The organism is Acetivibrio clariflavus DSM 19732 (assembly GCF_000237085.1).
GTDB classification, from domain to species: domain Bacteria; phylum Bacillota; class Clostridia; order Acetivibrionales; family Acetivibrionaceae; genus Acetivibrio; species Acetivibrio clariflavus.
This window is the reverse complement of sequence record NC_016627.1, coordinates 2,338,185-2,352,285: the sequence shown is the minus strand read 5'-3', so window position 1 is coordinate 2,352,285 and position 14,101 is coordinate 2,338,185. Positions and strand designations below refer to the sequence as shown.

General features: G+C 36.6%; 11 protein-coding genes. 9 read left to right on the top strand and 2 right to left on the bottom strand.

Features of this window, described 5'->3' with window-relative positions:
- Positions 1–711, bottom strand: coding sequence for a response regulator transcription factor (locus CLOCL_RS10000; RefSeq protein WP_014255231.1), 711 nt, complete (start codon positions 709–711; stop codon positions 1–3).
- 558 nt (positions 712–1,269) lie between these two features.
- Between CLOCL_RS10000 and CLOCL_RS09995 the strand changes: the two genes are divergently transcribed.
- The 4 genes from CLOCL_RS09995 to CLOCL_RS09980 all read left to right on the top strand — a co-directional run bounded on the left by CLOCL_RS09995 (position 1,270) and on the right by CLOCL_RS09980 (position 6,391).
- The gene (locus CLOCL_RS09995; protein ID WP_014255230.1) at positions 1,270–1,965 is read left to right on the top strand and encodes a response regulator transcription factor; all 696 of its coding nucleotides are present in this window, start codon (positions 1,270–1,272) and stop codon (positions 1,963–1,965) included.
- A 1-nt stretch (position 1,966) separates the two neighbouring features.
- Positions 1,967–2,968, top strand: coding sequence for a sensor histidine kinase (locus tag CLOCL_RS09990; RefSeq protein WP_027621589.1), 1,002 nt, complete (start codon positions 1,967–1,969; stop codon positions 2,966–2,968).
- A 178-nt stretch (positions 2,969–3,146) separates the two neighbouring features.
- Entirely contained in the window at positions 3,147–3,830 is a 684-nt protein-coding gene (locus CLOCL_RS09985; protein ID WP_014255228.1) for an ABC transporter ATP-binding protein, read from the top strand.
- Positions 3,827–6,391: an ABC transporter permease gene (locus CLOCL_RS09980; protein WP_014255227.1), complete on the top strand. Its 2,565-nt coding sequence runs from the start codon at positions 3,827–3,829 to the stop codon at positions 6,389–6,391. The genes CLOCL_RS09985 and CLOCL_RS09980 overlap by 4 nt, the downstream gene beginning before the upstream one ends.
- A 139-nt stretch (positions 6,392–6,530) precedes the next feature.
- On the opposite strand, the gene CLOCL_RS09975 is transcribed toward CLOCL_RS09980, so the two are convergent.
- Complete coding sequence (locus CLOCL_RS09975) at positions 6,531–6,770, bottom strand: hypothetical protein (RefSeq protein ID WP_014255226.1); 240 nt, start codon at positions 6,768–6,770, stop codon at positions 6,531–6,533.
- Positions 6,771–7,002: 232 nt separating this feature from the next.
- Between CLOCL_RS09975 and CLOCL_RS23525 the strand changes: the two genes are divergently transcribed.
- The 5 genes from CLOCL_RS23525 (at position 7,003) to CLOCL_RS23520 (ending at position 13,986) form a co-directional block, all read left to right on the top strand.
- Positions 7,003–7,125, top strand: a complete 123-nt coding sequence (locus CLOCL_RS23525) for a hypothetical protein (RefSeq protein ID WP_014255225.1) — start codon at positions 7,003–7,005, stop codon at positions 7,123–7,125.
- A gap of 589 nt (positions 7,126–7,714) precedes the next feature.
- Positions 7,715–10,174, top strand: a complete 2,460-nt coding sequence (locus CLOCL_RS09970; RefSeq protein ID WP_014255224.1) for an RCC1 domain-containing protein — start codon at positions 7,715–7,717, stop codon at positions 10,172–10,174.
- 324 nt (positions 10,175–10,498) lie between these two features.
- Entirely contained in the window at positions 10,499–11,230 is a 732-nt protein-coding gene (gene sigI / locus CLOCL_RS09965) for an RNA polymerase sigma-I factor (RefSeq protein ID WP_041715656.1), read from the top strand.
- A gap of 18 nt (positions 11,231–11,248) precedes the next feature.
- Complete coding sequence (locus tag CLOCL_RS09960) at positions 11,249–12,442, top strand: anti-sigma factor domain-containing protein (protein WP_014255222.1); 1,194 nt, start codon at positions 11,249–11,251, stop codon at positions 12,440–12,442.
- 113 nt (positions 12,443–12,555) lie between these two features.
- On the top strand, positions 12,556–13,986 hold the full coding sequence (locus CLOCL_RS23520) for a hypothetical protein (RefSeq protein ID WP_041715067.1): 1,431 nt from the start codon (positions 12,556–12,558) through the stop codon (positions 13,984–13,986).
- Positions 13,987–14,101: the final 115 nt, after the last annotated feature.

Sequence of the window (14,101 nt, the reverse complement as noted above, 5' to 3'; positions counted from 1 at the left end):
TTATTCCTTGTCTCCTTTGTCACTGAATCGGTATCCTACGCCTCTGACAGTTTCTATATAAGCAGGTGCATTGTCATCATCTTCAATTTTTTGCCTTAGGTACCTGATGTGTACATCAACAGTTCTTGTTTCTCCATAATAGTCAAACCCCCATACTTTTTCCAGCAACAATTCACGGGACATGACCATTCCTTTATTGAGCACCAGTAACTTTAAAAGTTCGAATTCTTTCAGGGTCAGGTCAATTAAGGTATTATCTTTGTATACTTCGCGTCTTGCCACATCGATTGTTATTTTACCGACCTTGATTACTTCGGGAACAATTTCACGGCTTTCTGCCTGCCTTCTGAAGACCACCTTAACCCTTGCAACAAGTTCTCTTACACTGAAGGGTTTGGTAATATAGTCTTCAGCACCTAATTCAAGACCTAAAACTTTGTTAAATTCGTCATTTTTAGCTGTCAGCATAATTATAGGTGTTTTTTTTAAGAAAGGGTTTTCTTTGATTTTTCGGCAAATTTCAAACCCGTCAATACCGGGAAGCATTATATCTAAAATAAACAAATCCGGCTTTGTTGTGTGGCATTCATCAAACATGGTTTCACCATTGTCAAAGCATTTGACATCATAACCGTTTTCTATCAAATTAAAAGCTATTAGCTCCTGAATATGTTTTTCATCTTCTACGACATAAATAAGCTTTTTTACCATGTATGCACCTTCCTAAAGCAATATTTTGGTATATAGGCATTGGAAAAGGATTTGGTTTTGAAAAAACATTCCTATACGCTTTCGCAATTCAAATATATCATATTCTTTATATACGTTCAAACCATTGAAGTATACGTCTACGTTAATTTAAATGTTGGGTAAAGGTGCATTTCACTTCAAATCCTTTTGAATACCATAAAAATTTTAAATTGCCTTATCAAAAAATTGACTTTACCTAAATCACGCAGGTTATTTTTTGAAATGACTTTATGGATTCATATTATAGAAGCAAGATTAATGTGAGATTAAGAATATGTTAAATGAATTTATAAAAACAAAAATAAAATGAACTTTATTTAGCTGTCTCTGATATTTTACTTTTAGCGACAGGAAGTATAAAATAATAACTAAATTTAAATTAATATCTAAGATTAAAATGAAGAGATTGGCAAGTTAAACTTAAAATAAGCAATCAATACAGCACTGATTGAAATACATAAAGAAATATCTAAAAGAATAGCGTTGGCAATTGCTACTTAAAGGAGGAAAGCATGGGCTATGAAGATTTTGCTTGTGGAAGACGATAAGGTAATTGCGGCCGGATTAGAGTATTCTCTCGAGCAGGAGAACTTTACCACCGTTCTTTGTTACGATGCGGAAAGTGCCCGAAAAGTTATTAGTGAAAATTTAAGCCAATTCGATTTATGTTTGTTTGATTTAGCCTTACCTGATGGTAGCGGCTATGATCTCTGCAGGCTTGTGAAGAAGATGCAGGATATACCGGTGATTTTTCTTACGGCAGTGGATGATGAGGGCAATATAGTCATGGGACTTGACATGGGGGCTGATGATTATATTACAAAACCCTTTCGTATCAGGGAGCTTATTTCCAGAATAAAATCCGTATTGCGCCGTTACAATAAACAGCAGGAAAAGCAAAAGGAGAATAAAGCAATCATCAATTTAGATAACATACAAATTAATACCCTGGAAGGCAAGGTTTATAAGCGAGGTGATGAAGTTGCATTGACGGCCTTAGAGTATCGGCTGTTATTGGTTTTTGCCAATCATGTGGGACAAGTCCTTTCCCGCAATCAGCTTTTGGAGCAAATTTGGGATGTGGCCGGAGATTTCGTTAATGATAATACTCTGACAGTCTATATCAAAAGATTGAGAGAGAAATTGGAAGATGACCCGCAAAACCCCTCCTTGATAAAAACAGTGCGGGGATTAGGTTATAAGGTTGGTGAGTAAGTTGTGGCGCAATAGAGAAATACGGATTTTATTGCTAATAATGGTAGTAATAAGTGTAATAGCGACAATTGGGGCTTATTTTTATGTAACTGCTGCAGCTTTTTTTACTATGTTGACTGCGCTATTGCTTATTACTTGTACCCTGCTTTTTACGGCATGGCGTTACAGGGAAATAGCCAAGCTTTCTTCTTATATTCGGAAAATCAGCAGCGGTGATTATTCTTTAGACTTAAGGGATAATAGAGAAGGAGAGCTTAGTGTATTAAAAAACGACATTTATAAAGTAACCCTTAAGTTAGCTGAACAGAGCAGCCTTTTGCAGCAAGATAAAGTACAACTGACCAATGCTATAGCCGACATTTCCCATCAGTTAAAAACTCCTCTTACTTCCATGATGGTTATGACAGATTTGCTTAAAGATGCGAAATTGGATGAGGAGAAAAGAACCGAGTTTACCAATAGTATCAGTAGACAATTGGAGCGGATTGAATGGTTGATTTCCTCTTTGCTAAAAGTATCTAAAATCGATGCCGGTACTGTCCGGTTCAAACAGGAAGTAATCTCTGTGATAAGCCTGGTAAAAAAAGCATTAGAGCCTGTCTTAATTCCTATGGATATAAAAGAACATACTTTAACCATAGAAGGCGAAGAGACGGTAACTTGCCGCTGTGATTTGAATTGGACAGCAGAGGCCTTGACTAATATTTTAAAGAATTGTGTGGAGCATACGCCACAAGGGGGCAGAATCGTCATAGCTTTTCAGGAAAATCCCCTATATACGGAAATAAGAATTAGAGATGACGGGAGTGGAATTGCAAAAGAAGACCTTCCCAATATTTTTAAACGTTTTTACAAAGGGAAGAATTCCAGCGATGATAGTGTGGGCATCGGTTTGAATTTGTCTTACAGTATTATTACCGCTCAGATGGGAGATATTGAAGTAAAAAGCAAAGAAGGGGAAGGAACTGACTTTATTGTTAAATTTTATAAACATATAATTTAGGTATTAAGTCAAGGATAGGAGGCCTTGACTTTAATCCACCTCTTTTGAACGCAGTGAAAAATGGAAAAATGAAGGGTTCGGAAAGAAATGCCAAAGTGACAAAATTGTCATAATAGAAGTCACTGTAAAGTCATATTCTCCTGATAAGCTAAACTTATAAAGAAAGGAGGATTCAGTAATGGAAATCTTGCGTGTGGAAAATTTATCAAAAATATATGGTGAGGGTGAGACAGCAGTTAAAGCTTTGGATAATGTATCTTTTTCTGTTAGAAAGGGTGAGTTCGTAGCTATTATTGGCCCTTCCGGTTCCGGTAAATCGACTCTTCTTCACCTCATTGGCGGTGTGGACAGGCCAACCCATGGAAAGGTCTATATTGAAGGTAATGATATTTATAATTTGAATGAAACGCAGCTGGCCATATTCAGGCGGAGACAGATCGGTTTAATTTATCAGTTTTACAATCTAATTCCTGTCCTGACCGTGGAAGAAAATATAAAACTGCCTCTTTTATTGGATAAACAGAAGGTAGATGAAAGACATTTTAATGATATTGTTAAGTCATTAAACCTTGAGAATCGATTAAATCATTTACCCAACCAGCTTTCGGGAGGTCAACAGCAGCGGGTCTCTATAGGGCGGGCCTTAATCAATAACCCGGCTCTTATGTTGGCGGATGAGCCTACAGGCAATTTGGACAGTAAAAACAGCAGTGAGATAATCAATCTTTTGAAGATTTTCAATATACAATTGAAGCAAACACTGATTGTCATTACCCATGATGAAAGAATAGCTCTTCAGGCTGATAGGGTACTAGCTATTGAAGATGGACGCATTGCCAAGGAAGAGGTGATTCGTCCATGAATATAGTTAACCGCTTAACCCTAAGGCATCTAAAGCTGAATAAAAGAAGGACTCTTGTAACTATTATCGGTGTTATTATTGCAGTAGCCATGATAACTGCCGTAACAACCCTTGGAGTTTCTTTTTTGGATCTTTTCATTAGAGATGAAATTAACGAGTATGGTGAATGGCATATTGTTTACTATAATGTGAATACCGAGCAAATATCTGCAATAAAGGAAGATAAAAATACCGAAGCAGTAATTTTAAGTAAGAATATAGGAAATGCTGTCTTAGAGGAAAAATCCCATGAGAAAAAGCTCTACTTATCTATTCAGGCTTATAATCAAACAGGTTTTGAAAAGCTTCCTATAACTTTAATTTCCGGGCGTTTCCCAAAAGAAGAGAGTGAGATTGTAGTTTCCGAAGAAATTATCAAAAAAGGGAAGATGAACATTCAGATTGGAGATGAGGTTACATTAGATATTGGTGAGATTGTTTACCAAGATGGCGGAAACAATAATAAAGATCTCAATGAAACCTTTATCAGGAGAGAAACAGCCACTTATACAGTAGTGGGAATTATAAAGCCCCTTATACGGCAATCGCTATATTCAACCATTAGTTTTCTGGATGAGAGTAAGCTTGACTCAACGGATAGAGTTAATGCCTCTGTTGTCTTAAATAAGATTAAAAACTCTCTTTATACCCATGCTCAAGAAATCGCTGAACAAAATAATATAGATTCGGTGTATTTTAATGATAACCTCCTGCGTTATTACGGTGTATCAAAGTCAGATAATTTTAAGCAAACCTTTATTGGACTTTTGGCAATCATCATGGGGATTGTCATTATTGGTGCCGTGGCATTGATTTATAATTCCTTTGCCATTTCCGTAGGGGAACGTTCCCGCTATTTAGGGATGCTGTCTAGTGTAGGGGCTACCAAAAGGCAGAAGCGCAATTCTATATTTTTTGAAAGCGCTGTTATTGGACTGGTTAGTATTCCCCTTGGTATCTTAAGTGGGCTAGGAGGCCTTGGACTTACCTTTTTGTTTATCAATCAAAATATGCTCTTAACAAATACTAATGAAAAACTTTTGATGAAGGTTACACCTGAATCTTTGCTCTTAGCCTGTGCTGTTTCCATCCTTACTATTTTTATCTCTACTTATCTGCCGGCTCGCAGAGCTTCTAAGGTGTCAGCTATTGATGCCATTCGTCAGACAGCAGATATTAAAATTAAAGGTAAAACGGTTAAGACTTCAAAATTGGTCCGAATGCTCTTTGGTATTGAAGGAGAAATCGGCCTGAAAAATCTTAAGCGAAACAGGGGACGATATAAAGCTACTGTTTTTTCTATAGTCACAAGTATTATCTTGTTTTTGTCCATATCCTTTTTTATCGAACATTTTATTAAATCGGTGGAATTAACTCATCGAGGAATTAATTATGATATTAAAGTATTAGACTTAAGGGAAGATGCTGAGCTAAAGGATTGGCTCAATGATCGTAACGAAATTACAGAGTATGCTTTTGTGCGGGAGATCAACGGAACCACCACTTGGCAGAAAGAAGAAATGGTTCCTCAGAAATTGCGGGAAGAACTTGAAAAGGATATGGAAAGCGATAATAATTATGTTGATGATGCCTATGCCAAGGGAAAATACTCTTTTAATCTTTATATTTCTTCCTTGGATGATGAAGCCCTAAAAGCTTACGCTGAGACTGTGGGAGCAGACTTTACCGAGCTTATTGATCCCAATCGGTTATCGGGAATTTTGGTTAATAAAACTTCCTACCGGGACTATGAAACGGGCAAATATGTTGAGACCAAAACTACTGAAGCCAAGGCAGGGGATAAGCTGGATGTATTATCGGTAACCATAGACGTTGAAAATACCGAAGAGGAATATATTGACCGGATCGAAATTGCTGCTTTGGCCGATGAGCGTCCCATGGGTATTTATGATCTGGGAATAAGCGGATTAAGTATTATTGTCTCTGAAGCAACTCTTGAGAGGTTGGCCCAAGAAACAGGCATTGATGTACAGCAGACCAATCTATACATCAAAAGCACTGATCCTCAGGCTACCCGAGAGGCTCTAGAGCAAAGAACGGATTCGAATATCTACAATACCTATGAGTCCAGAGAGAAAGGGGAAAAGATTCTCCTATTTGTCTCAATTTTTACCTATGGCTTTATTACCTTAATTACACTTATCTCCATTGCCAATATCTTTAATACTATTTCCACCAGCATTGCACTGCGCCGCCGGGAATTTGCCATGTTAAAATCCATAGGGATGACACCTAAAGGTTTCAACAAGATGATTAACTATGAAAGCATCTTCTATGGTCTTAAAGCCTTGCTTTACAGCTTGCCCATCAGTGGAATTGTTATGGTACTGCTCTATCGTGCTTTTAGTAGATCCTTTGACTATGAATTTACCTTGCCTTGGAGAAGTATCTTGATAGCTATGGTGTCGGTCTTTATAATCGTCGGTTCAGCTATGTTTTACTCCAGTGCGAAAATAAAGAAAGAAAATATCCTTGATGCCTTGAAACAGGAAAATATTTAAAAGAAAAAAGCCTCAATCCGTTAAAGCAATAAGCTCCCCTTTCGGTAGACAGTGAAATAATAAACTGTCTACTTGAAAGCGGGAGCACTTATTTTTGCAAAAACGCTATGAAACCTTAGAAAGGATAGTTGGTTATGTACTATAAAGTAGTAGTTGAAGTATATTCAACCTTTATGGAATCATCTTTTTGACGGACCAATTTTGCCTTGTTGCCTTTTCCGTCTTCAATATTGAGCTTTTCAAGCTTACAGTCGATAAAAAAGTTTACCACGGTGCTTTCTACAAAAGCAGCCCAATTTTGCTTTCTTTCATTGAGATTTTCGTCCTTTGTTGCATCAATAAGAGCCTCGATATTGTTAACTTTATCTTTTGCAGCCATATTTTTTCCACCTTTCAATTATCATTAATAATAAAAGCATTTATATAATATCACTATTCCGAAGCCGTTGAAAGTTAAAAAAATATTTCCCAAATTATTGATGAAAAATTTTTCTTTTAATTGGCAAAAACGAACAGATACAGATACTTAAGTCCATTTTTATTCAAACAAAAAATAGCAAAATATTAAATTGAAAAAGGGAAAGCATATATTTTGAGGGAGTGATTTTAAGATGGGAAAGAACAAAACAAAAGGAATCAATTCCGATCCTATGAAACAGAAAAGTCAAGAGCTTGAAGACACAAAGAGGATTTCCAAAGGATATTATAAAGAAAAACCGACCCATGCGAAATAAGAAGTATAATTTGAAAGAACCAGTGCTTGCTTTATTGCAACCGGTTCTTTCAAATTGTAAATTTTGCAGTAGATACTTTCATACCAAAAACCGGGAAGGAAAACTTTTCTAAACTTAAAAGTACACGGCGAACAGTTCTCCTAGAATGTATTTCAATTAAGGTTTGTTCATTTTCTAAAAGACTATTTACCTCACAAAATTTAAAACGTTTTGTGCTTCTATATATTAATTCAATATAAACAAGGGAATATAATGGACTTGTTACTTAAGTAAAGTATAAAATTTATATCAAAGCAGAACAATATCCGCATGCTTTACTTCCGGTAATAAGCTTACGAATACATTGACTTTAGGGTAAGGCATATAGTACACTTAAAGCGGGACATATCAATATATTTGTATACGTCCATCTCTATGAACTACTCTTAATGGAAGCGATACAGTAAATATAGTTTTTTATAAAAAAGCTTTGTAATTTCTGTTTCAAGAAATCTAAATTGATAGGCTTACTCTTAATAATTGAATAGGTGTTTATTAAAGGATTTGTTGAAAAAAGGAGTATAAAGTAAATTTTAGAGGAGAAAAACTTATGTTAGGAAAAAGAATTTCTTTAGCTGTTCTAATATCCATTATTGCTGTTATATCGGTTAATTCAGTGTTCGCTCAAAAGGAGAATTCAGCGATTTCAACATCTAAGGCTGTGATAGGAGATTTAAACGGCGATTTTAAGTTTGATTCCATAGATTGTGCTTTAATGAAAATGTATTTATTGGGAATGATTAAAAGTTTTGAAGTTGAAGATGAACTATATGCTGCTGATGTTAACGGTGATACATTGATTAATTCAGTGGACTTTGCTTATATGAAAAAGATGTTGCTTGGAATGATAACCGAGTTTCCTAAAAAATCTATGGAAGGCTTTGTTCAGGTGGCCTGTGGAGAATATCATACAATAGCATTAAAGAAGGACGGAACGGTATGGACATGGGGATACAACTCATATGGCCAGCTAGGTCTCGGTGAAGCAGGGGAAATTGAAAGAATACCGAAAAAAATTGAAGGACTTGAGGATGTTATTAAAGTAGCGGCAGGCAGCAGACATTCTCTGGCACTTAAAAAGGATGGAACGGTTTGGGCATGGGGTTATAATTACTATGGCCAGTTAGGGGATGAATCCAACATTCGGAGAAATACTCCTGTTCAAGTTAAAGGACTGACGGGAGTTAAGGATATTGATGCCGGCGATTTCTTTTCGGTTGCATTGAGAGACGACGGAACTGTATGGGGATGGGGATATAACTATAAAGGACAAATCGGATGTGGCACAGGAATTAACAGCAATGTACCGTTGCAGACTGTCGGGGTGAGCAATATAACTCAGATATCTGCAGGGGATGAACATGTATTGGCTTTAGACAAGGATAAAAATGTCTGGGGATGGGGTGCCGGCGACAAAGGTCAGCTGGGGAACGGAACTGCAGCCTCTTTTTTAAGAATACCTGAGAAACTGAGCAGCTTTACCGAAGTTAAGTCTGTGAAAGCAGGTACAATGGTATCGGCAGCAATAAAGGAAGACGGTACATTATGGATATGGGGAGATAATACCTATGGAATTATGGGAAACAGCAGAAATATAAACAGTAGTCCTGTACAGAGGAAAGATATATCCGGCATAAAAGCGGTGGAGCTGAATCAATACTGTGCGGCTGCTTTAAAAAATGACGGTACAGTGTGGACTTGGGGTAAAAACATCAATGGAATACTGGGCTTAGGAACTGCTTTAGATTCGCAAATCCCTTCAGTTGTTTCAGGAACTGGGGACGTTGAGGTGATTTCTTGCGGCAAAACGCATATGGCCATAATAAAATCCGACGGTACTTTATGGACGTGGGGCTACAATATATACGGACAATTGGGGAACGGTAATGTTGACTATATTACAGAACCTGTAACAATAAACGGCATTTCAAATATAAGTAAGATATCCTGCGGAGGAAAACATGTTTTAGCTATTGACGAGAACAAGACATTGTGGGCATGGGGTAATAATGATTATCTTCAGTTGATTGATGATGTTGGCTTGTCGGCAGAATCGGGATCGAATGACTATTGCATTCCTTTTGCTGTGAAATCCGAAAAGGATGTAAAAGACATAGTAGCGGCTTTTAATAGAACTTTGGTTGTTTATGAGGATGAAGAGGTTTGGATATATGCTGCAAAAAATACTGTAGCGGGAGATGAGCAATCGGTATACCTGCCATATAAAATTGAAGGCCTTGAAGGAGTGACTGATGTATCGGTCGGTAAAAATCACATTTTGGCATTGAAAGATGATGGATATGTATACTCTGCCGGAAACAGCTATTGGGGGCAATTAGGAGATGGCAGTCAGACTCATCACAACAGCTATTCCGAGACTTTTAATCTGACAAAAGCTAAAGGTCTTACAAATATTGTGGCTGTTGCTGCAGGCAGTGAGCATTCCGTTGCTTTAAAAAATGACGGAACGGTTTGGACATGGGGAAGTAATCAATTTGGTGAATTGGCTCATGGAAACGATACTTTTAGCCTGGAACCGATGCAGGCAGAAGGGCTTGAAAACATTTGCGCCATATCTGCAGGTAACAATTATAATCTGGCATTGAAAGAAGACGGAACTGTATGGGCATGGGGAGACAACACATACGGTCAACTGGGCAACGGGTCGACTTATAAAACCAATGTACCTGTTCAAGTTGATGGGCTGGAAAATATCGTAAAGATTATTGCGGGAAGAGACAGTTCATTTGCCATTACAAAGGATGGAGATGTATGGGCATGGGGGAAAAACAATTGCGGACAGTTGGGGGACGGAACTACACAGAATAGATTAACACCGGTAAAAATAGATGCTTTTAAGGGATGCAAGTCTATTGTTTCAGGCATGGATTTTACCATGGTGTTGATGAATGACGGTACTGTCATTGGTGTGGGAAGCAATGTAAGCGGTGTTATGACATTAGGCTTTTCCGATAGGAGCTTTATACCTATAGAAGTAAAAATTAAATAAGATGGTTAAAAGTTGATATAAACAATAAACACTTATGCAAGTTGGATTTTTGATTAAGCATTAAAAAGATTTGTAAAAAAATTACTTCATGGTTAATGTCAGTTAAGCAGCCGTTTAAAAATCTCAGTTTGCATAATGTGTTATTTTTGGGGATTTACCCATATTTTTTTATTGTTTTACTTTTGTTTTTGGTTCAAAAAGAACAGTGTTCAGAGGTTTCATCTAAGAGGTTTACTTTTAAAAATATTTGGTATATTTTATGTACCGACAAAAAAATAGTTCAATTACGAATGAACTTTAAAGGGAAGTGATATGTAAGTGGACATGTGGTTTTTTGGCATGCGAACGCCCGAAAAGAGATCTTTTATAGATATATTGCAGCGTATAAAGGCTGGCGATAAATTATTAAAGGACAGGTTTATTAGTGATTACAAACCTTTCATTATTAAATCTGTTTCCCAAATACTCAACAATAGATATATAGATATAGAAAACAGTGAGGAATACAGTGTTGGGTTGATTGCTTTTAATGAAGCTATTGAAAAATACGATAAGGACAAAAAATGTAGTTTTAAGAAGTTTTCATACCAGGTTATGCAGCGAAGGTTAATAGATTACCGAAGAAAGAATGAAAAGAGCTCAAAAGTCTATCCGTTTTCATATTTTGAGGAGGATGAAAACTGCGATTTTGAGTACAAATATTTGGTAGAGAGAGATACAGACCATGTTTATAATTTCGAAATCCGAGAAGAGTTTGTTTCGTTTGTGAACAAAATGAAGGATTTTGGAATAACCATGGATGATTTGGTGAAAAACATGCCCAAACACAGAGATTCCAGGAAGACTTGTGCGAAAATTGCAAAATATATAGCTGAGGATGACGATTTATTTAATAAGTTTAATGCAAAGAAAACTATTCCGTTTAAAGATATAGCTGATTATATAGATGTAAGTCAACGAACAGTCGAACGCAACAGAAAATACATCATTGCTTTGGTGCTAATTCTGAAGAGCGATCTTGATATTATAAAGAACTACATTAAAAATTTGGAGTAAGTGGGGTGACTTGATATTATGGAATGTTTAGGGGTAGTACTTCAAATAAAGGATAATAAGGCATATCTAATGACCGATAGCTGTGAAGTTGTGTGCATAAAAAAACAACCTGGTATGTATGAAGGAATGGAGATTATATTTGACTATTCGGAAAAGATAAATATTTCCAATACATTTATTAAATATTCTTCTGTTGCAGCCGCTGTGGCAGCTGTTTTTATTGCAGTTATGCTATATATTGGCTTGCTGCCTTCAAATCGTATCTATGCTTATATAGATGTTGACTTAAATACTAATTGGCAACTGATGGTCGATAAGAACAACAAGGTCATAGATATTAAAATAAATGACAGTAATTCAAAATTTTTAATTGAGGACTTAAACTATAAATCAAAACCATTGGACAAAGTTCTTGTAGATATGGTTGAAAAGCTCAATCAGAACGGTATTATTGATTTGAGTTCCAAAAATAAAGCTTTGATAACAACATGTCTTAATAAGGATGAAATGAAAGATGATAATCAAGGATATAAAAATCTGGAATCATCTTTTAGAAAAATAAAAGATGAACTATTGAACAGAAATATTGAGACATATTTTTTAAGAGCCGAATCGAAAGACAGGAAGCTGGCTGCTGACAGTAATATTTCAGTGGGAAGATATTCAATATATAAAAACAGTATAGAAAAGGGTATAAATATTGATTTGGAAAAGCTGAAGCAAAATAACATAAACGAAATTCTTGAAAAAGTGGATATCGGAAGTGAGCTTAATATGGATAACAGCAATACCGACCAGAGCAATCAAAGTTTGATACCCATGGATGACGGAAAAGAAAACAAGGGGGACAAAAAAGGAAATGAGCATTATAACAGTGAAGATATCGATTTATCACTTGGTGGAATTAGCGATATAGATGCAATTAAATCTATAGAGGCTGCAAATATTGAAACGCAAAAGGTAATACAAGCAATACAGCAGCAGGTAAACAAGGATATAGCTTATGAAACGGAAAAAGCAAACAAGGAGATTTCTAAAATAAAACAGGACCCCAACATGAGTATCGAGCAGAAGAATAAAAAGATAAAACAGATTGAATCGGAATTGATTAATAAGATTGATCAAATTAAGAAAGAGGGAAATGAGAAAGCACAAGCCGAACTGTCCAAACTTGAAAAGAAAGCAAAGGATTTATTGCCTCAAATAAAATAATATTGAATGGATGCTGGCATCATGGTTTATTAAATGGTATAATTGTTTTAGAAATATATGCATTGGAAATATATGCATTAAAATAGATGTTTTTTGGGAATGGAGGGCTTAGGGTGAAAAAACTTGGCACAATAACAATTTTTGCAGCAGTTATTTTAAACATCATGGGGAACAACGTTATGGCCAAGGATGTTGGACTGGAATTATCATCAAATAAACGGGAGGAATCAAAACCGAATGTTTTGCAATCCGGCAATATGTCCTGCTCTTTTTCGGATATTTATGCCGATAAGAATATATATAATCCTTCGGTTAGGTTTCAATCCAAGCAGGAGGTAGCTGGGTATAATCCATGGTGGTCGCCGGGATTCGATACGCAAAAACAGATGGAAATACCCTCGAATTATAACGAAAATAATCCATGGGCACCTCCAAAACTGGATATACCATCAACAGAATCAAAACCAGTGCCTTATATGGAGTACAATCCGTGGATGCCACCGAAGATAGAGGCACCAACTCCAATGCCAACGCCGACACCTACATCAGCACCGACACCAGTGCCCTATATGGAGTATAATCCGTGGATGCCACCGCAGATAGAGACACCAACGCCTTTGCCAACACCAACACGTACAGCAACACCGACACCAGTACCCTATATCGGATATAATCCATGGATACCGCCTACTTTTGAGGCACCAACATCGGCAGCAACTCCAATACCCTATATGGGATACAATCCATGGATACCGCCAAACATGGGAATACCGGCACAAATACCTTATAATGGATACAACCCTTGGATGCCACCGAATATAGAGACACCAACGCCTGTGCCAACACCTACACCTGCAGCTACGCCAACACCTACACCTGCAGCGACACCAACGCCGTATGTCGGATACGAACCATGGATACCGCCACAAGTGGTGCCACCGACACCTGCAGCAACAACAGCACCCTATTTTGGATATAATCCATGGGGGGCACCGAAATATGAAGCACCGAAGCCTGTGGTAACACCAGCGCCCTATATGGAATACAATCCATGGGTACCGCCGACGTATAATATACCGAATTCGGCTGTGTATCCGTATGGTATATACAATCCTTGGGCTATATATGGTTACCCATATGGAACAGATGTACATAAGGATAACAATACCAAGATCGTAACGGATTCTCCAACAAAAGATTTAAAAAATGATTACACTTTGGAACTTTCGTTAGATAGTAATTTGAATTTCGATTGGCAGCTAGCACAAGTAAACTATGAGTTGGAGAAGGCAAGACAAAAATTATCTCATTTGCGAAGCGATTCTAAACAAAAAATAGACGCAGCCATTAAACAAACAAGATATAAAATTAGTTCTATTGTTAATAATGATGACTTAGATTCTAATACTAAAAAATCGGAGATAAAAAAGCTGAAAAGTTCTCTTGAGAAGGAAATAAAAAATATTAAAGAAGATACAGCAAAACAAGCTAAGATTATAATAGACAATCAGAATTCAACCATAAAAAATATATTCAAAGGATAGTAAAACGAATTTTAATAATTTATAGAGCCCTTGAAAAGAAGATTCAAGGGCTCTGTAAATTTTACCGCTTGTGTTTATGAAAAAACTACTGAAGCAAATCAATCAGAAAAGCTAC

Bases quoted from the DNA above. Each gene is read 5' to 3' on its own strand.
- CLOCL_RS09985 (WP_014255228.1), top strand. From the start codon at position 3,147: ATGGAAATCTTGCGTGTGGAAAATTTATCAAAAATATATGGTGAGGGT.
- CLOCL_RS09995 (WP_014255230.1), top strand. From the start codon at position 1,270: ATGAAGATTTTGCTTGTGGAAGACGATAAGGTAATTGCGGCCGGATTA.
- CLOCL_RS09970 (WP_014255224.1), top strand. From the start codon at position 7,715: ATGTTAGGAAAAAGAATTTCTTTAGCTGTTCTAATATCCATTATTGCT.
- CLOCL_RS23525 (WP_014255225.1), top strand. From the start codon at position 7,003: ATGGGAAAGAACAAAACAAAAGGAATCAATTCCGATCCTATGAAACAG.
- sigI (WP_041715656.1), top strand. From the start codon at position 10,499: ATGTGGTTTTTTGGCATGCGAACGCCCGAAAAGAGATCTTTTATAGAT.
- CLOCL_RS09975 (WP_014255226.1), bottom strand. From the start codon at position 6,770: ATGGCTGCAAAAGATAAAGTTAACAATATCGAGGCTCTTATTGATGCA.
- CLOCL_RS09980 (WP_014255227.1), top strand. From the start codon at position 3,827: ATGAATATAGTTAACCGCTTAACCCTAAGGCATCTAAAGCTGAATAAA.
- CLOCL_RS09960 (WP_014255222.1), top strand. From the start codon at position 11,249: ATGGAATGTTTAGGGGTAGTACTTCAAATAAAGGATAATAAGGCATAT.
- CLOCL_RS10000 (WP_014255231.1), bottom strand. From the start codon at position 711: ATGGTAAAAAAGCTTATTTATGTCGTAGAAGATGAAAAACATATTCAG.